Annotated in this window: 14 protein-coding genes; 10 read left to right on the top strand and 4 right to left on the bottom strand. The window is 70.3% G+C overall.

The annotated features are described in order from the left end of the window. Positions 1 to 8 precede the first annotated feature (8 nt). Together ACXN5S_RS01770 and ACXN5S_RS01765 are read right to left on the bottom strand one after the other, a co-directional pair. Positions 9 to 827 carry an antibiotic biosynthesis monooxygenase gene (locus ACXN5S_RS01770; protein WP_458603666.1) on the bottom strand — a complete coding sequence of 273 codons (819 nt, stop codon included), beginning with the start codon at positions 825 to 827 and terminating at the stop codon, positions 9 to 11. A gap of 203 nt (positions 828 to 1,030) precedes the next feature. Then, positions 1,031 to 1,162 (bottom strand): hypothetical protein, encoded by a 132-nt coding sequence (locus tag ACXN5S_RS01765; RefSeq protein ID WP_458603665.1) that lies wholly within the window; start codon positions 1,160 to 1,162, stop codon positions 1,031 to 1,033. A 96-nt stretch (positions 1,163 to 1,258) separates the two neighbouring features. On the opposite strand from ACXN5S_RS01765, the gene ACXN5S_RS01760 reads away from it, so the two are divergent. The 3 genes from ACXN5S_RS01760 to ACXN5S_RS01750 all read left to right on the top strand — a co-directional run bounded on the left by ACXN5S_RS01760 (position 1,259) and on the right by ACXN5S_RS01750 (position 3,751). Further along, positions 1,259 to 2,125, top strand: coding sequence for a LysR substrate-binding domain-containing protein (locus ACXN5S_RS01760; protein ID WP_458603664.1), 867 nt, complete (start codon positions 1,259 to 1,261; stop codon positions 2,123 to 2,125). A 17-nt stretch (positions 2,126 to 2,142) separates the two neighbouring features. After that, positions 2,143 to 2,640 (top strand): N-acetyltransferase family protein, encoded by a 498-nt coding sequence (locus ACXN5S_RS01755; RefSeq protein ID WP_458603663.1) that lies wholly within the window; start codon positions 2,143 to 2,145, stop codon positions 2,638 to 2,640. Positions 2,641 to 2,857: 217 nt separating this feature from the next. Continuing rightward, positions 2,858 to 3,751 (top strand): LysR substrate-binding domain-containing protein, encoded by an 894-nt coding sequence (locus ACXN5S_RS01750; RefSeq protein ID WP_458603662.1) that lies wholly within the window; start codon positions 2,858 to 2,860, stop codon positions 3,749 to 3,751. On the opposite strand, the gene ACXN5S_RS01745 is transcribed toward ACXN5S_RS01750, so the two are convergent. Beyond that, a complete protein-coding gene (locus ACXN5S_RS01745) occupies positions 3,748 to 4,299 on the bottom strand; it encodes an ActR/PrrA/RegA family redox response regulator transcription factor (protein ID WP_458603661.1) in 552 nt (183 codons plus the stop codon). The genes ACXN5S_RS01750 and ACXN5S_RS01745 overlap by 4 nt on opposite strands. 63 nt (positions 4,300 to 4,362) lie before the next feature. Beyond that, positions 4,363 to 4,995: an SCO family protein gene (locus ACXN5S_RS01740; RefSeq protein WP_458603660.1), complete on the bottom strand. Its 633-nt coding sequence runs from the start codon at positions 4,993 to 4,995 to the stop codon at positions 4,363 to 4,365. Between the two features lie 85 nt (positions 4,996 to 5,080). On the opposite strand from ACXN5S_RS01740, the gene regB reads away from it, so the two are divergent. The 7 genes from regB to addA all read left to right on the top strand — a co-directional run bounded on the left by regB (position 5,081) and on the right by addA (position 16,798). Beyond that, positions 5,081 to 6,454, top strand: a complete 1,374-nt coding sequence (gene regB / locus ACXN5S_RS01735; RefSeq protein WP_458603659.1) for a sensor histidine kinase RegB — start codon at positions 5,081 to 5,083, stop codon at positions 6,452 to 6,454. Between the two features lie 183 nt (positions 6,455 to 6,637). Beyond that, positions 6,638 to 8,251 (top strand): PAS-domain containing protein, encoded by a 1,614-nt coding sequence (locus ACXN5S_RS01730; protein ID WP_458603658.1) that lies wholly within the window; start codon positions 6,638 to 6,640, stop codon positions 8,249 to 8,251. A 93-nt stretch (positions 8,252 to 8,344) separates the two neighbouring features. After that, a complete protein-coding gene (gene tsaE, locus ACXN5S_RS01725; RefSeq protein ID WP_458603657.1) occupies positions 8,345 to 8,818 on the top strand; it encodes a tRNA (adenosine(37)-N6)-threonylcarbamoyltransferase complex ATPase subunit type 1 TsaE in 474 nt (157 codons plus the stop codon). Further along, positions 8,808 to 9,824: an aminoglycoside phosphotransferase family protein gene (locus ACXN5S_RS01720; protein ID WP_458603656.1), complete on the top strand. Its 1,017-nt coding sequence runs from the start codon at positions 8,808 to 8,810 to the stop codon at positions 9,822 to 9,824. Before tsaE ends, ACXN5S_RS01720 begins: the two co-directional genes overlap by 11 nt. After that, the gene (locus ACXN5S_RS01715; protein ID WP_458603655.1) at positions 9,821 to 10,498 is read left to right on the top strand and encodes a nucleotidyltransferase family protein; all 678 of its coding nucleotides are present in this window, start codon (positions 9,821 to 9,823) and stop codon (positions 10,496 to 10,498) included. Before ACXN5S_RS01720 ends, ACXN5S_RS01715 begins: the two co-directional genes overlap by 4 nt. Beyond that, a complete protein-coding gene (gene addB / locus ACXN5S_RS01710) occupies positions 10,491 to 13,427 on the top strand; it encodes a double-strand break repair protein AddB (protein ID WP_458603654.1) in 2,937 nt (978 codons plus the stop codon). The genes ACXN5S_RS01715 and addB overlap by 8 nt, the downstream gene beginning before the upstream one ends. Continuing rightward, the gene (addA, locus tag ACXN5S_RS01705) at positions 13,424 to 16,798 is read left to right on the top strand and encodes a double-strand break repair helicase AddA (RefSeq protein ID WP_458603653.1); all 3,375 of its coding nucleotides are present in this window, start codon (positions 13,424 to 13,426) and stop codon (positions 16,796 to 16,798) included. The genes addB and addA overlap by 4 nt, the downstream gene beginning before the upstream one ends. Positions 16,799 to 16,840 lie beyond the last annotated feature (42 nt).

Here is a 16,840-nt window from a genome sequence, read left to right as displayed (position 1 = left end):
GCGAGACCTCAGGGCCGGGGCGCCCACCGCAGCGCGGGCGCCTCTGCCGGGTAGTCGATGCCGCCGGGATAGGTGAGCAGCTCGATAAGCTGGCCCCAGGGCGTGTGGCCGTAGATGCCGGCGTTGCCCTCCTGATCCTCGTTATTGGCCAAGGGGTGCGGGCCTTCCAGCAAGGTGCCGCCCGCAGCCTCGATGGCGGTGGTGGCCGCCTCGATGTCATCCACGTAAAGGCCGATATGCGTAAGGCCCATATCCTGCAGACGCGGCGGCGCGGCCTGCTCGCCATCTGCCATCTGGAAGAGCTCCAGCCCCGGCCCGTTGCCGAGACGCAGCATGCGCATATGGGTGATGCGTGTGCCGGGCGCGAGGCCGAGCTGGGCCTCTGGCCCATTGCCCGCCATATCCGGGCCGTCCTTGGGCAGCACATCATAGAGCGTGACTGCCCCGAACGCCTCGGCGAAGAAGCGGGTGGCGACATCGATATCGGGTACCGTCAGGCCGGCATGATCGACCCCGCGCACGGCGGGGGCGGCGTAGTGTTTGGCTGCGAGCGGCGTGGCGAGTGTGGTTGTGGGCGCGCCGCCGGCGACGCCTTGCAATGCGTCGTTGAAGTCCCTCGTGTGCGCCGCGTCTGCATGTGCGGCCATGGCGGCTTCGTCACGGTATTCTTCCACCATCGTAAGCGCACCGCCATCTTCGGCGAAGACTTCGAAGCGGATGCAGCCCGGCTCGGCGCGCACGCGGTCTGCGAGTTCCTCGGCCAGGGCATGCAGGCGGCTCTCCTGCCCCGGCAGTGGGGTGGCACGGGCGATGATTTGGCAGGTCATGGGCCTCTCCTCGTCTGTGGGTTGCGAGAGCCAACGGGAGCCGCGGCACTGCGTTCCACTCGCGGGGCGCGATCAAATGCGAAGAGGCGGCCCCCGGTGAAGGTGGCCGCCTCTCACTCTTCTTCACCTTGAGCGCCCTTTCCGGCGGGCGCCGCCCGGCAACATCGGCTGGGCGTTGGACTGCCCGAGATCACGCGGGCCGGTTACCAGCGGCGCTCCCAGAAGCGCTCGTCGCGGCGGCGGCGCTCTTGCTCGCGGCGGATGCGGCGGGCGACTTCATCGGTGGGGCGGTGGCCGGTGGCGGCGAGCAGGGCGTCTCCGAGGATTGTAAGCATCTCTGTCTCCTTGTTTGCGGTGTGAGACATGGATAGCCGCTCTTGCATGGCGCTAGCGAGTCAATAGGATTGGGGTAATGTAAGCTGAGGTTACATATGAATTGGCGCGACCTTCCCTCCCTGTCTGCCTTGCGCGCCTTCGAAGCCGCAGCGCGGACCCGTGGCTTCAGCAAGGCTGCGGCAGAGCTGAACGTCACCCACGCCGCCGTGGCCCAGCAGGTGCGGCGGCTGGAGGAGGTGCTTGGCCTGCCTCTCTGCCGGCGCGAGGGGCGCGGTATCGCGCTGACGGAAGAAGGTGCTGCGCTGGCTGCCGCGCTGACCGATGGGTTCGAGGGCATCGGGGCCGCCATCAGCGAGATCAAGGCGCGGCATGACGGCGGCCCACTGCGCGTGTCGATGACCCCGCGCTTCGCCACGCATTGGCTGGTGCCCCGGCTCGGGCGCTTCTGGACGGAGCATCCCGATATCCCCATCTCGATGTCGCCCAGCCGCGAGCTCGTCGATCTCACGCGTGACCGCTTCGATCTGGCCGTGCGCTTCGGCGACGGCAACTGGCCGGGGATGGAGACGGAGCGCCTGTTCCCTGCCCATTTCACCATCGTTGCCTCACCGCGGCTCGGCCTCACCGGCCCCCTGAGTGTCGAGGAGCTGGCGCAGCAGCACTGGATCATCGAGGAGGATTGGCCCGAGCAATTCGCCTATCTCACGAGGCAGGGGCTCGACCTGACCGACATTCGCAGCACGGTCATGCCGACAGAGGATATGGCGGCCAGCGCTATTGAAGCCGGCATCGGCATCGGCGCCGCCATCACCGCCATTGCGAAGGACGATCTGGAAGCGGGCCGGCTGGTCGCCCTGCATTCGACGGAAGAGACGAAGCTGGGCTACTGGCTGTGCTGGCGGCCCGGCCCGATGAGAGACGACTTGCGCCGGTTTCTGCGCTGGTTAAGGTCCGAGGTCTGAGCAATTCTTCAGGCCGCATGACAGTAAAAATCCGCCCCGCCCGCCCCGCAGATGCCGCCGGAATGGCGGCGGTGATCAACCCGATCATCGCCCGCGGCGGCACCACCGCCCATCAGGCGCCGTTCGACGAGGCGCGCATGCTGCGCCACTATCTCGAACCGTCGCTGGGCATCTCGTGCAGCGTGGCAGAGGAAGACGGCACGATCCGCGGGTTTCAATCGCTGGTCTGGCCGGATAGCGAGGGCGACCCCTTCCCCGAAGGCTGGGCGATCATCGCCAGCTTCGTGGCCGAGGGGCAGGCGGGCAAAGGCATCGGCCGCAAGCTGTTCGAGGCGACACTCGCCGCCGCCCGCGCCGCAGATGTTCAAACGATCGATGCCACGATCCGCGCCGATAACAGCGGCGGGCTCGCCTACTACAGCGCCCTCGGCTTTGAGGATTACGACGTGCTGCCTGCCGTGCCCCTGCGCGACGGCAGCATCGTCGACAGGGTGCGCAAGCGCTTCGACCTCTGATCTTCGGCCTCCTTCGAAAGTCGCAGAGCCTCGGCCTCCATGGCCCGGCGGGGCGCGCGGCGCGCGGCCTCATCGCTGCGTTGGCGCAGGAGCATCTCTAGCTGAAGCGGATGATATTGCATCTATGGTCTCCCGGCTGGTGATGACGCCGGATTAGCCGCATAAGGTCCAACAGAGCGAATCAGCTATTCTTCGCATTCATAAGCCTGGCTTTGGTATGCCTCCGCCCGACTGGCACCATTTCCCCTCCCTCTCCTCGCTTCGCGCCTTCGAGGCGACGGTGCGGCTGGGCAGCTTCACCGCTGCGGCCGACGCGCTCAACGTCACCCAACCCGCCGTTGCCCAGCAGGTGCGCGCGCTGGAAGCCGAGCTGGGCGTTCCGCTCGTAAACCGGGCCGGGCGCGGGCTGGCGGTGACAGAGGCGGGGGCTGCGCTCGCGCGCGACCTGGGCGAGGGCTTCTCTGCCATCGCCCGCGGGGTGCAGAGCTTGAAGCAGAGCGAGGCGCGCCGGGGCCTGCGCATCTCGGCGGCGCCAGCCTTCTCGCAGAGCGTTCTGATGCCGCTGCTCGGGGCCTTCTGGCAGGAGCATCCCACCATTCCCGTCTCACTTGAGCCCGGGGCTGCGCTTGTCGACATGGCACGCGACGGGATCGACCTGACCATCCGAACCGGCAGCGGCGACTGGCCGGGCCGGACGAGCTACCATCTGGCGCGCAGCCGCTTCATCGTCGCGGCCACGCCGGAGCTTCTGGCGCGAGACAGCGACATCACCCGGCTGCCCTGGCTGCTGACGGATCGCGACCCGCACGAGGTCGCCTGGCTGAGCGAGGCGGGCTATGACCGGGCGGCGCTCGACACGCGGCAGATCGACAATCCCATGCTTGCCGTCTCGGCCGCGCGGGCCGGCTACGGGCTGATCTTCGCGACGGAAGTCGTGCTGATGGAGGATCTGGTTGCTGGCCGGATGCAGGAGGTGCCCTTCCCGGGCCTGCCGCAGACCGATTACTGGGCCTGCCTACCGCCGGGGCCGCAGCGGCCCAATGCAATGACCTTCGTCACCTGGCTGCGCCGCCACTTCGCCCCGCTCTCGCCGGGCAGCGACGCACCCTAGCGCGGGCTGCGCTTGGCGAGGATGCGCTGCAGGGTGCGGCGGTGCATGCCGAGCCGGCGCGCCGTTTCGCTGACATTGCGATCACACAGCTCGTAGACGCGCTGGATATGCTCCCAGCGCACCCTGTCGGCGCTCATCGGGTTTTCCGGCGGTTCAGGCAGCGCGTCGGTCGCCGACAGCAGTGCACGGGTGACATCATCGGCATCGGCGGGCTTGGAGAGGTAATCGGTGGCGCCGATCTTCACCGCGGCCACGGCGGTGGCGATGGCGCCATAGCCGGTGAGCACCACGATGCGGCTGTCGGGGCGGGTCTCGCGCAGCGTTTCCACCACCTCCAGCCCGTTGCCATCCTCAAGCCGCAGATCGACCACCGCATAGGCCGGCGGGCGCTCGGCGGCGGCGGCTTTGCCATCGGCCACGTTCTCGGCGACCTCTACCGTGAACCCACGCTTTTCCATCGCGCGTCCGAGCCGCTTCAGGAACGGCTCGTCGTCATCGACGATCAACAGGCTGGGATCGGAACCGAGAGAAAAGTCAGTTTGTACCATGGGCTGAGGTCCTTCCGTGCCCCCCTTATCCCCCCGGCGACGGAGGGTCAATTTGACGCAGAATTACCCGGGAACCGCGTCGGCGAAGCATTCCAGACGTCCGGCGAGCGACTCCGGAGTCTCCTCGCGGCGCACGATATCGCCAAAGCCGCCGCCGGGCAGAACGATGTAGGAAAAGGCAGAATGGTTCATGGCGTAGAACTCACCTTCTCCTTCGCCGCGCGAGTAGAAGACGCGCCAGGCGTCGGCCGCCGTCTTCACCTGCGCGTCGCTGCCGGTCAGCCCGATCATCCGATCATGAAAATTGTCGGTGTATCGCGCGAGCACGTCCGGCGTGTCGCGCTCGGGGTCGATGGTGATGAAGACCGGCGTGACCTCGGCCCCCGTCTCTTCCTCGGCCTGGGCAACGGCGAGGGCGTTGCGCTGCAGGTCGATGGGGCAGACATCGGGGCAGTAGCTGTAGCCGAAATAGGCAAGGCTCAGGCCATCCCAGAGCTCGGCATCCGTCACCTCCTCACCCGTCTCGCTGACCAGTGTGAAGGGGCCGCCAAGATCGCCGCCCGCGACAGCGCCCGAGCGGCACTCGGCATAGGCATCTTCGGGCGCGAAAAGCCCCGTCGTGGCGATGTAGGAGCCGGCGAGACCGAGCACCACCACAGTGGCGCCGGCGAGTGTGATCACATGATTGCGCTGCATGAGCGGCCTTTCCGGGCAGAGCCTGCATTGATCGCGTGGCCTTGGGCACATAACAATGCGGGCGCCCCGAGGAAAGGCGAGCCCTATGCAAACCACGGCCTCCCCCAGCGCCGACCGCAGGCCCATCGACCTCTTCGTGATGGACCGCGACCGCCCCGTCCGCCTGACGACGCTGGTGCTGATCCGCTGGCTGGCCATCGCCGGGCAGATCGCGGGCGGCATGGCCGCGTGGTTTCTGCTCGATCTGCGCTTCAATCTCTATCTGGCCGCGCTCGTCATCGGCTCGTCGATCACGCTCAACCTGCTGTGCAACCTGATCTTCGACGGCGCCCGTATGCTGACAGAGCGCGAAGCGGCGGGGATGATCACCTTCGACATGCTGCAGCTCGCCGCGCTGCTCTATCTGACGGGCGGGCTGAACAACCCCTTCGCCCTGCTGCTGCTGCCGCCGGTGACCATTTCGGCCACCGTCATGCGCCTGCACATCACCCTGCCACTCGGCGGGCTGACGCTGGCTGTGATCACAGCGCTGTTGTTCTGGTACCAGCCGCTGCAGGAAGCCTCGGGCGAGGTGCTTATGCTGCCCAAGATGTGGCTCTACGGCTTCTGGATCGCGCTGGGGATCGGCACCGTCTTTCTCACGCTCTACGCCCACCGCGTAACCGACGAGATGGCCGAGCTGACAGAGGCGCTCTCGGCCACGCAGCTGGCCCTGGCGCGCGAGCAGAAGCTCACCGACCTTGGCGGGGTCATCGCCGCGACGGCGCATGAGCTGGGCACGCCGCTGGCCACGATCAAGCTGACAGCCGCCGAGCTGGCCAATGATCTGGAGGGCACACCCGAGCTGGCAGAGGACGCACGCCTCATCGCCTCCAGCGCCGATCGCTGCCGCGACATCCTGCGCACCATGGGCCGGGCCGGCAACGAAGACATGCATATGCGCGCCGCCCCGGTGATGGAGGTGCTGCGCGAGGCGGCAGAGCCGCATCTGGCGCGCGGCAAGCTCATTACCTTCTCCTGCGCCGGCCTGAACAAGACGCAGCCGCGCATCTGGCGGCGGCCCGAGGTGATCCACGGGCTGCGCAATCTCATCCAGAACGCGGTCGACTTCGCCGCCACCGATGTGCGGGTCGAGGCGAGCTGGACACAGGGCCACATCGCCCTGCGCATCGCCGACGACGGGCGCGGCTTTCCGCCCTCGGTGCTGGCGCGCATCGGCGAGCCCATGCAGCGGCGCCGGCGCACGGCGGAAGAAACGCAGCGCCGCCCGGGATACGAGGGCATGGGGCTGGGCCTGTTCATCGCCAAGACGCTGCTCGAGCGCAGCGGCGCACGACTGACCTTCTCGAACGCCACCAACGGGCGCTCGGGCGCGGTGGTGAATGCCACCTGGCCGCGGGCGGTGCTGGAGGCGCCGGCAGCGGGGCCGCTGGGGCCGAATCTCCCGCTGAAGCATTAACGAACCGGGCCTCCGCAGGGCCGATTCTGCCTGCGCCGTGCCACCCGCGCGGCGGGCCTCTGAGCTAACGCGCGGAATTGGATCGGGAAACCGGAACGGCCCCTCCAGATGACGTTTGGTTAACCATCTGTTAAACGGTTTATACGGATGCTTACCGCACGCTTGGTCTGTTTTCGGTTGCCCATGTTTCCTCTGACGACGCCTCTCCTTTCGCTTCTCGCAGCAGCAGGTCTGGTTGGATTTCTCTTCCTGCTTCTCCCCGGCGCCCAGCGCTGGCCGCGCTCCCTCCGGCGGCGGAGCGGCGAGCAAGAGACGGCGACCTTCCTTTTCGAGCGCGAGAACCTGATCGACGCCTCCTCCGGCGCCGCCGAGATGATGCCGCCCGCCTGGGGCAGCGGCGAGGATGGCAGCGACCTTCGCCGCGTGGTGGCAGCGCTGGAATCCCGCTTCACCGGCATCGGGGAGGTCATCGAGCAGGTGGCCCCGGGCGAGCGGCGGCGGCTCGACAGCGCGCTCGGCGATGCACGGGCAGAGCTGGCGCGCTGGGGCAACCGGCTGCGCGTGTCGATCATCCGTGAGCGGCAGGACAGGCCCGACAGCGCGCCCGGGATGAATGCCGCGATGGAAGAGCTGGAGATCCTGCGCACCCTCGGCGACGCCGCCCCCCTGCCGATCTGGAAGGTCGACCGCGCTGGCCGCGTATCATGGGCCAACAGCGCCTATCTCGCGCTCTGCGACATGGCCCAGCCCGCGGCGCAGGAAGGCGGGCGCGACTGGCCGCCGCCGAACCTCTTCGGCCATCTCTCTCTGCCCACAGCGGAGAACGAGCTCGCGACGAGCCGCAGCGAGCTTGCCCTCAGCGGCGCCTCGCGGGCGCAGACCTTCGACGTCACGCTGGTGCGCCGGGGCGGCGAGCTGCTGGGCTATGCCACCGATGTCACCGAAACGGCCATCGCCACCCAGGCGCGGGCGGAATTCGTGCAGACTCTGTCGAAGACCTTCGCCCAGCTCGCGATCGGCCTGGCCATCGTTGATCGCCAGAGGCGGCTGATGATCTTCAACCCAGCCTTCACCGATCTGACCGGCCTCTCCGTGAGCTACCTCTCCGGCAAGCCAACGCTCGCCAGCCTGCTCGACCGGCTGCGCGACAAGCGTATGCTGCCGGAGCCGAAGAACTACCGTTCGTGGCGCGAGCGGCTGACGCGGGTTGAGAGCGAGGCGCGCGAAGGCGTCTTCGGCGAGACTTGGGTGCTGCCCTCGGGCCAGACCCTGCGGGTCACCGGCCGGCCCCATCCCGATGGGGCGCTGGCCTTCCTCTTCGAGGATATCACCGGCGAGATCGCCCTCACCCGGCATTTCCGCGAGGAGATGGACCTCGCCCAGGCCGTGCTCGACCGCAGCGAAGAGGGTCTGGCCGTGTTCACCGCCGGCGGGCGCCTGTCGCTGGCGAACGAGGCCTATGAGGATATCTGGGGCGCGGCAGAGACGCGGCTGAGCGAGCTGGTTTTCTCCAGCGAGATGGAGCGCTGGCGTCAGGCCGCGCCCAGCGCCGTTTGGGACAGGCTGAAAGAGACGGCCGAAAGCCGCGAGGCGCGGCGCGGCTGGGTCGGCCAGGCCAAGCGGCGCGACGGCTGCACCCTGCGCCTGCGGGTCGAGCCGCTGCCCGCCGGGGCGTTGCTGGTTGGCTTTCTGCCGATAACCCTCGCCGAGGGGCCCCGCCTGCTGCCCCGGCCCGACAAGCACACCGCCCCGAGCGAGCTGGAGCTGATCGAGGCAGAGCCCTCGCGCCGCGGCTAAGTGCCTGCCCGCTTTTGCAGCGGTGCCTTGCCGGTGGCGGCGCCAACGCGGTTTGGCCTTTTCGCCCTTTGCCCCGGCCCGTAAGGTCGCCGCATGGAACCCTGGAGCAGCTTCGATCTGGCCGTTGAGGCCGAAACGGCGGCGTTCGCGCGCAAGCTGGCGCCCCTGCTGCGCCCCGGCGATTGCCTGGCGCTGTCGGGCGAGATCGGCGCGGGCAAAAGCGTCTTCGCCCGCGCCCTGATCCGCGCAGCTTTGGGCGACGAGGCCGCCGAGGTGCCCAGCCCGAGCTACACGCTGGTGCAGGCCTACGAAGCACCCGTGGCCGAGATCTGGCACGCTGACCTCTACCGCCTCTCCTCCCCCGAAGAGGCCGACGAACTTGGCCTATGGCCGGCGCTCGAGGCCGGGGCAATCTGCCTGATCGAATGGCCCGAGCGGCTGGAGGGCGGCCTGCCGGAGAGCGCGCTCCGCCTGCATCTGCAGGCCGGCGTGGCGGCGCACCGGCTGGAGCTGTCGGGCCCGCCGAACTGGCGCGGGCGGCTGGAGGCGGTGCTCGATGCCGTCTGACCCGGACCTCTCCGTCGGCCCGCCGCTGCCCCCGCCTGCCCCCGGCTCTGACGAGGCCGCGGAGGCCTGGCTGGCAGAGACCGACTGTGCCGGCTGGGAGATACTGCCCCTGCAAGGCGATGCCTCCACCCGCCGCTACTGGCGCCTGACCGGGCCGAAGCGGCAAAGCGCCCTGCTCATGATCGCCCCGCCAGAGCTGATCCCGCGCTTCGCCTCGATGGCCGACCATCTGCGCCTGCTCGGCCTCGCCGCGCCGGAGGTCTTTGAGGCAGACGAAGAAGCCGGTTTCGCGCTGATCGAGGATCTGGGGCCAGACACGCTTGCCACGCGCCTGCGCCGCAAACCCTCGCGAGAGCCGAAGGCGGCGGCCCTCGTCGCCGATCTGCTGGCCTTTCTCGCCCGCACGACCCCGCCCGAGCTGCCTCTGCTCGGCCCCGCCGAGGGGGCGGAAGGCCTCGCCCCGCTCTACGAGCACTACGGCGACGCGCCGCTGGAGGCCGCCGAGGCGCTGAGCGCCGGGCTGCGGGAGCGTCTGACGGAGCTGGGCTGCGTGCCCGACCGGCTGTCGCTGCGTGATTTTCACGCCGAGAACATCATCTGGCGGCCCGGCGAGCCGGGGCTGCGCCGTCTCGGCCTGATCGACTTTCAGGACGCGGTGATCGCCCCCCGCGCCTATGACCTCGCCTCATGGCTCACCGATGCCCGCCGCGATGCGGCCCCGGGGCTGGCCGAGGCCGTCACCACCCGCTTCGCCGCCGCATTGGAGGTGCCCGAGCGCGAGATCGCGGCCGAGGCGGCGGCGCTGGGGCTGATGCGCTCGCTGCGCATCCTCGGCATCTTCGCCGGGCTCGCGAAGGGCGGGCGTCGGCACTACCTCGGCTATCTGCCGCGCGTCTACGACCATATCGAGACCTCGCTCACCCATGCCGCCGTCTCGCCGCTGGCGCCACTGGTACGCGCCGCGGCCCCACCGCCTGAAGAGCTGCTGTCGCGGGGCGGTGCATGAGGCCCAAAGCTGCGATGATCCTCGCCGCCGGTCGCGGCACCCGCATGGGTGCGCTCACGGCGGACCGCCCCAAGCCGATGATCGAGGTCGCGGGGCGCCCGCTGATCGACCATGCGCTGGCGCTGACCGATCAGGTGATGCCGCTGACCCGCGTCGTGAACCTGCATTACCGCGCCGAACAGCTGCGCAACCATCTGGCCGGGCGCGGCCTGCTGTTCTCCGACGAGCCCGATCTGCTGGAATCGGGCGGCGGCCTGCGCGCCGCCCTGCCCCTACTCGGGCCAGAGCCTGTGTTCGTTCTCAACGCCGATGCCGTCTGGGGCCGCCAGAGCGCACTGGCCGAGCTCGCCGCCGCGTGGGACCCGGCCCGCATGGATGCGCTGCTGCTGCTGATCCCGCGCGAGGCCGCCATCGGCCACCCCGGCAAGGGCGATTTCGATCTGGCGCCGGATGGGCGCATCTCCCGCGGGCGCACCTATGTGTACCCCGGCGCCCATATCACCCGCACCGAGGGGCTGGCCGCGATCCCCGAGACGTCGTTCTCGCTCAACCTGCTCTGGAAACGGATGATCGAGGCGGGGCGCCTTTACGGCCTCGTCCATCAGGGCCCTTGGGTGGATGTCGGGCAGCCTGCCTCGCTGCCCCTTGCCGAAGAGCTGCTTGCGCGTGTCTGATCCGGTGATCTTCGAGCGGCCGGGCCTGTTCACGCTGCCGCCGGGCGTGGACTTCGCCCGCGAGGTGCTGGCCGGGCTCGATGCGCGGCTGGGCGAGGCGCCACCCGAGGCGCGCGGGCGGGTGACGATCTGGGTCAACACCAACCGCATGGCGCGGCGGATGAAGGAGATCAGCGCCGAAAGCGGCGCGCGCATCCTGCCCCGCATCCGCACGCTCACCGATCTGGCGCTGATGCCGGAGGCCGGCGCTGTCACTGCTGCCCCGCCGCTGCGCCGCAAGCTGGAGCTGACTCGCCTGACCGCGGCGCTCATCGAAGCGCGGCCAGAGCTGGCGCCGCGCTCGGCGCTCTTCGACCTCGCCGACAGCCTCGCTGCCATTCTGGCGGAGATGGAGGGCGAGGGCGTGCCCGCTTCAGCTTTGCAGGAGCTGGATGTGTCGGACCTCTCCGGCCATTGGGCGCTGGCGCAGGAATTCCTCGGCATCGCCACCGGATTTCTCGACGCCGCCGAGGCCCCGCCCGGCCGCGAGGGGCGGATGCGCGCTGCCGTGCAGGCACTGGCCGCCCGGTGGGCGGAGGCGCCGCCAGACGGCCCGGTGATCGTCGCCGGCTCGACCGGCTCACGCGGGGCTGCGGCGCTGCTGATCGAGGCGGTGGCCAAGCTGCCGAACGGCGCCGCCATTCTGCCCGGCTTCGACCACGACCTGCCGCAGGAGGTGTGGGACGGGATGGGCGGGCCGCTCTCGGGCGAGGACCATCCGCAATACCGCTTCCGCCGGCTCGCCCATGCGCTCGACCTGCGCGAGACCGCCCTGCCCCGCTGGACGACCACCGCCCCGCCGGCCCCGGCCCGCAACGCCCTGCTCTCGCTCGCCCTGCGCCCCGCCCCGGTGACCGATGCCTGGCTCGCCGAGGGTCCGCGGCTGGAAGGCTTGGCCGAGGCCACCGCCGGGCTGACCCTGCTGGAGGCGCCCGACCCCCGGCACGAGGCCGAGGCCATCGCCATCCGCCTCCGCCAGGCCGCCGAAGAGGGCACTTCCGCCGCGCTCATCACGCCCGACCGGATGCTCACCCGCCGCGTCGCCGCCGCGCTGAGCCGCTGGAACATCACGCCCGACGATTCCGCCGGTGTGCCCCTGCCGCTGACGGCACCGGGGCGGTTCCTCCGCATGGTGGCAGAGCTCTACGTTCGCCCGGCGGGCGCGGCGCAGCTGCTGGCGCTGCTCAAGCACCCCTTCACGCTCTCGGACGGGCGCGACCGCGGCAATCACGTGCGCCGCACCGCCGCGCTGGAGCTGATGCTGCGCCGCCACGGCCCGCCTGCGCCCGGCCCCGGCATCTTCCGCCAGTTCGAGGAGCGCGGTCTCAAGGGCGACGACCGCCTGCGCGTCTGGGCCGAATGGCTGGAAGATTGCCTGACCCTCGGCCCCCCCGGCCCCATGCCGCTGGCCGATCACGTCGCCCGCCATGTCTCGCTGGCCGAACGGCTCGCCGCCGGCCCCTCGCAGGATGGCGCCGGGGTGCTGTGGGACGAAGAGCCCGGCCGCAAGGCCCGCGTAGTGATTGAGGCGCTCGCCACCCATGCCGATGCGGCGGGCGAGGTGGATGCGGCGGAATATGCCGCCCTGCTCTACGGCGTGCTCAGCGGCGAAGAGGTGCGCAACCCCGACACCGGCCATCCGCTCATCCGCATCTGGGGCACGCTGGAGGCGCGTGTTCAGGGAGCGGATCTGATGATCCTCGCCGGCCTCAACGAGGGCTCGTGGCCAGAGCCGCCGCCGGCGGACCCCTGGCTTAACCGCGCCATGCGGGCACGGGCGGGGCTGCTGCTGCCGGAGCGGCGGATCGGCCTGTCCGCCCATGACTTCCAGCAGGCCGCTGCTGGCCGAGAGGTGTGGCTCACCCGCGCCCTGCGCTCCGACGAGGCAGAGACGGTGCCCTCACGCTGGCTCAACCGGCTGACCAACCTGCTCGGCGGGCTGGAGCGGGGCAAGCCGGCGCTGGCCGACATGCGCGCCCGGGGCCGCGAGGCGCTGGCCCTGGCCGAACGACTGGAGCGGCCGGCTGGCCCGCCGCTGCCCGCGCCCCGCCCAGCGCCGCGCCCCCCGGTCGCCCAGCGCCCCACCGACCTCTGGGTCACAGATATCGGGCGGCTCTATAGCGACCCCTATGCCGTCTATGCCCGCCGCGTCCTCAAGCTGCGCCCGCTCGATCCGCTGACGCCGGAACCCGACGCCCGGCTGCGCGGCGAGATCCTGCACCGCGTCTTCGAGCGCTTCATCAAGGATGGCCCGCCTGCCGCCGCCCCCACAGCCGAGGCCGAGCTGATGCGGATCGCCGAGATCGTACTGGCCGAGGATTGCCCCTGGCCCTCGATGCGCCGGCTCTGGCTCGCGCGCATCGCGCGGGTGGCGCCGGGCTTTCTCGCCGGCGAGATCACCCGGCAGCTGCGCGCCGTGCCCGCCTATTACGAGCATCAGGGGAAGGCGCGGGTGGGCGGCACCGGCGTGACGCTCCACGCCAAGGCCGACCGAATCGATATCGCGGGCAGCACCGGCGCCTGGGTGTACGATTACAAGACAGGCGCGCCGCCCACCGAAAAGCGCCAGCTCGCCTTCGAGAAGCAGCTCCTGCTCGAGGCGGCGCTCATCGAGCAGGGCGGCTTTGACGAGATCGGGCCGATGCCGGTGCTGGGCGCCGAGTACATCGGCCTCGGGCGCGACGCGAAGATCGTGCCGGCGCCGCTGTTGAAGGAGCCGGCCGGTGCCGTCTGGTCCCGGCTGGAAAACCTGCTCGCCAGCTGGATGACGCCCGGCCGCGGCTATGTCTCGCGCCGGCGCGCCGGGGCCTTTGGCGGCGATTACGACCATCTCGCCCGTTTCGGCGAATGGGACGAAAGCGACGTGGCCCCCGGCGAGGACGTGGCATGATCGACGCCGCCTCGCGCAACCAGCACGCCGCGGCCGCGCCCGGCGCCTCCACCTGGCTGGCCGCCAATGCCGGCTCGGGCAAGACGCGCGTGCTGACCGACAGGGTGGCAAGGTTGCTGCTGGGTGGGGCCGAGGCGGCGAACATCCTTTGCCTCACCTATACCAAGGCCGCCGCCGGCGAGATGCAGAACCGGCTGTTCAGCCGCCTCGGCGAATGGGCCATGCTGCCCGATGCCGAACTGCGCGCCCAGCTGGAGGGCCTTGGCGAGGCCGGGCCGTTCGGGCCGGACGAGCTGAACGCCGCCCGCACGCTCTTCGCCCGCGCCATCGAGGTGCCGGGCGGCCTGCGCATCCAGACGATCCACTCCTTCTGCGCCGCCCTTCTGCGCCGCTTTCCGCTGGAGGCCGGCGTCGGCCCCGGCTTTGCCGAGATGGAAGAGCGCGAGGCCGAGCTGCTGCGCCGCGACATCTTCGAAGAGATGGCCGGCGGCGCCGATGTCGCCCTCGTCGACGGGCTGGCCGCGCATCTCTCCGGCGAAGACGCGCTGAAGGCGCTGCTCGCCGAGCTGTCGCGCCGCGCCGCCGATTTCTCTGCCCCGGTCGACAGCGCGGCCCTGCGCCGCATCCTCGGCGTGCCCGAGGGCGAGCGGATCGAGGAAGTCTGCGCGCCGCTCTCCTGGCCCGGCGCCGAGGCGGATGTGCTCGCCGCCGTTCCGATCCTCAACGCCAGCGGCTCCAACGACCGCAAGCTGGCCGCCTGCCTCGCCGCTGTCGACTGGGCGCATCCCCTTCGCGCCGCCGAGCTGGAGGTGCTGGAATCGCAGCTGCTCACCGGCTCTGGCGCCGCCGCACCCTTCACCGCCAAGGCCGGCAAGATCCCCACCAAGGCGATCCGCGAGGCGCATCCCGAGATCGCCGACTGGCTCGACCCGCTGGCCGAGGCGGTCGAGGCCGCGCGCCCCCGCCGCATCGCCCTCGCCGCCCTCGCCCGCGCCGAGGCGCTGCACGCCTTCGCCCACCGATTCACCGCGCGGCTGGCGGAAGAGAAGACCCGCCGGGGCCTGCTCGACTTCGACGATCTTATCGCCCGTGCCGCCGCCCTGCTGACCGACCCGAAGGTTGCCGACTGGGTGCTCTACCGGCTCGACGGCGGCATCGACCACATCCTCGTTGACGAGGCGCAGGATACCTCGCCCGGCCAATGGCAGGTCATCGAGCTGCTCGCCCGCGAAATCGTCTCTGGCGAGGGCGCGCGCGATGTGACGCGAACGCTCTTCGTCGTCGGCGATATGAAGCAGAGCATCTACTCGTTCCAAGGGGCGGACCCGGAGGGCTTTGCCCGGATGCGCGCCCATTTCGCCGAGCGCCTGCCGCCCCCCGGCCTGCAGACGGCGGTGCTGCAGCATTCCTTCCGCTCTTCCCGCGCCGTCCTGCAGGCGGTGGATCTGACCTTCGCCCGGGTGAAGGATGCCCCACTCCTGCCCGACGCCAACGAGCACATCGCCTTCAAGGAAGAGATGCCGGGCCGCGTGGATGTCTGGCCGCCGATCCCCAAGGAGGAGAAGAGCGAAGACCCCGAGTTCGAAAGCAGCGAAGACCCGACCGAAAGCCGCAAGGCGCAGACCCTGCTGGCCGAGACTATTGCCGCCGAGATCAAGCGCATGATCGCCGAGGAGCGCTTGCCGGAGGAGGTGTCGCCCGGGCTCTGGCGCCCCCGGCGCATCCATGAGGGCGACGTGCTGATCCTCGTGCGCGGGCGGCAGAAGGCGCTGTTCTCCGAGATCATCCGGGCCTGCAAATCTGCCGGCCTCGCCGTGGCGGGGAAAGATCGCGTGAAGCTGGGCGCCGAACTCGCCGTGCAGGATATCGGCGCCATCATCCGCTTCCTCGCCCTCGACGATGACGACCTGTCGCTGGCCGCCGCCCTGCGCTCGCCGCTCTTCGGCTGGAGCGAAGCCGATCTGCACCGCCTCGCTCAGCCGCGCGGCGGCCAGTCGCTCTGGCAGGCACTGAGGGCCGATACGCGCCATCCGGAAACGCTCGCCATCCTGCGCGATCTGCGCGACCGGGCCGACTTCCTGCGCCCCTACGACCTGATTATGCGCCTGCTCACCCATCACGGCGGTCGCAAGCGTCTGCTGGAGCGGCTGGGGGTGGAGGCCGAAGAGGGTATCGACGCGCTGCTCTCGCAGGCCCTCGCCTATGAGCGGCGCGAGGCGCCCTCCGTCACCGGCTTCGCCGAGTGGATGCAGACGGAAGACATCGACATCAAGCGCCCGCTCGGCCAGGCGGAGCGGCGCATCCGTGTGATGACGGTGCATGGCGCCAAAGGGCTGGAGGCGCCCATCGTGATCCTGCCCGATTGCGCCAACCGGCCCGAGCAGTTCCGCGGCGCCGTGCTGGCGGAGGACGGCCCGCCGTTCTGGGCACCGCTGAAAGACGAGATGCCGCCGCCGCTGCTCGCCATGCGCGAAGAGCGGCTGGAGGCGGAGCGGCGCGAAGAGCTGCGGCTGCTCTACGTGGCGATGACGCGGGCAGAGCACTGGCTGATCGTTGCCGCCGCCGGCGAGGCCGGGAAGGATCGCGACTGGCACAAGCTGGTCGCCGACGGCATGGCGCATGGGCCGGCGGTGGAGTTGGAGGCGCCCACCGGCACCGGCCAACGCCTGCAGCACGGTGCCTGGCCTGGCACGGCCCCAGAGGCAGAGGCCCGGGCCCCTGCCCCCGCCGCGCCCGAACCGCTGGAGCTTTCCCGACTCGCACCGCCCGCCGCCGTGGCTGAATTCGTTTCGCCCTCCGATCTCGGCGGGGCGAAGATCCTGTATGGCGACACCCTTGCCGGCGACGGCGACTTCTCGCGTCAGCGCGGCCGGCATTTCCACCTGCTCTTCGAGCATCTGCCCGCCCTGCCCGAGGCCGAGCGCGAGGCCGCCGGCCGCGCCCTGCTCGCCGCGACGGATGAGCCTCCAGAGCCGGAGGAAGCCGCCCGCCTGATCGCCGATGCCCGCCGCCTGATTGCGGCGCCCAACCTCGCCCCGATCTTCGGCCCGGGCGCGCTGGCGGAGGTCGAGCTGACAGCGGCGCCCCCCGCCTTTCATGGCCGCAGGCTCTTCGGTGCGATCGACCGGCTGATCGTGACCGAGGCGGAGGTGCATGCGATCGACTTCAAGACCAACCGCATCGTGCCAGAGCGCCCCGCCGCCACGCCGGAAGGCATCCTGCGCCAGATGGCGGCCTATGGCGCAATGCTGCGCGAGATCTACGGCACCCGCCCCCTGCGGCTTTCGATCCTGTGGACGGCCAATGCCACGCTCATGGATCTGCCGGAGCAGATGCTGGCCGATGCCCTTCTGCGCATCGAGCTGCCGTAGCGGCGCCGCCCCTCCGGCCTTGACGCGGGTTGGGGGCCTACC

The sequence above is a fragment of the Pseudoroseicyclus sp. H15 genome (genome assembly GCF_054353345.1).
Note: the sequence above shows the minus strand (reverse complement) of the source record. Positions and strands in the feature narration are given on the sequence as shown.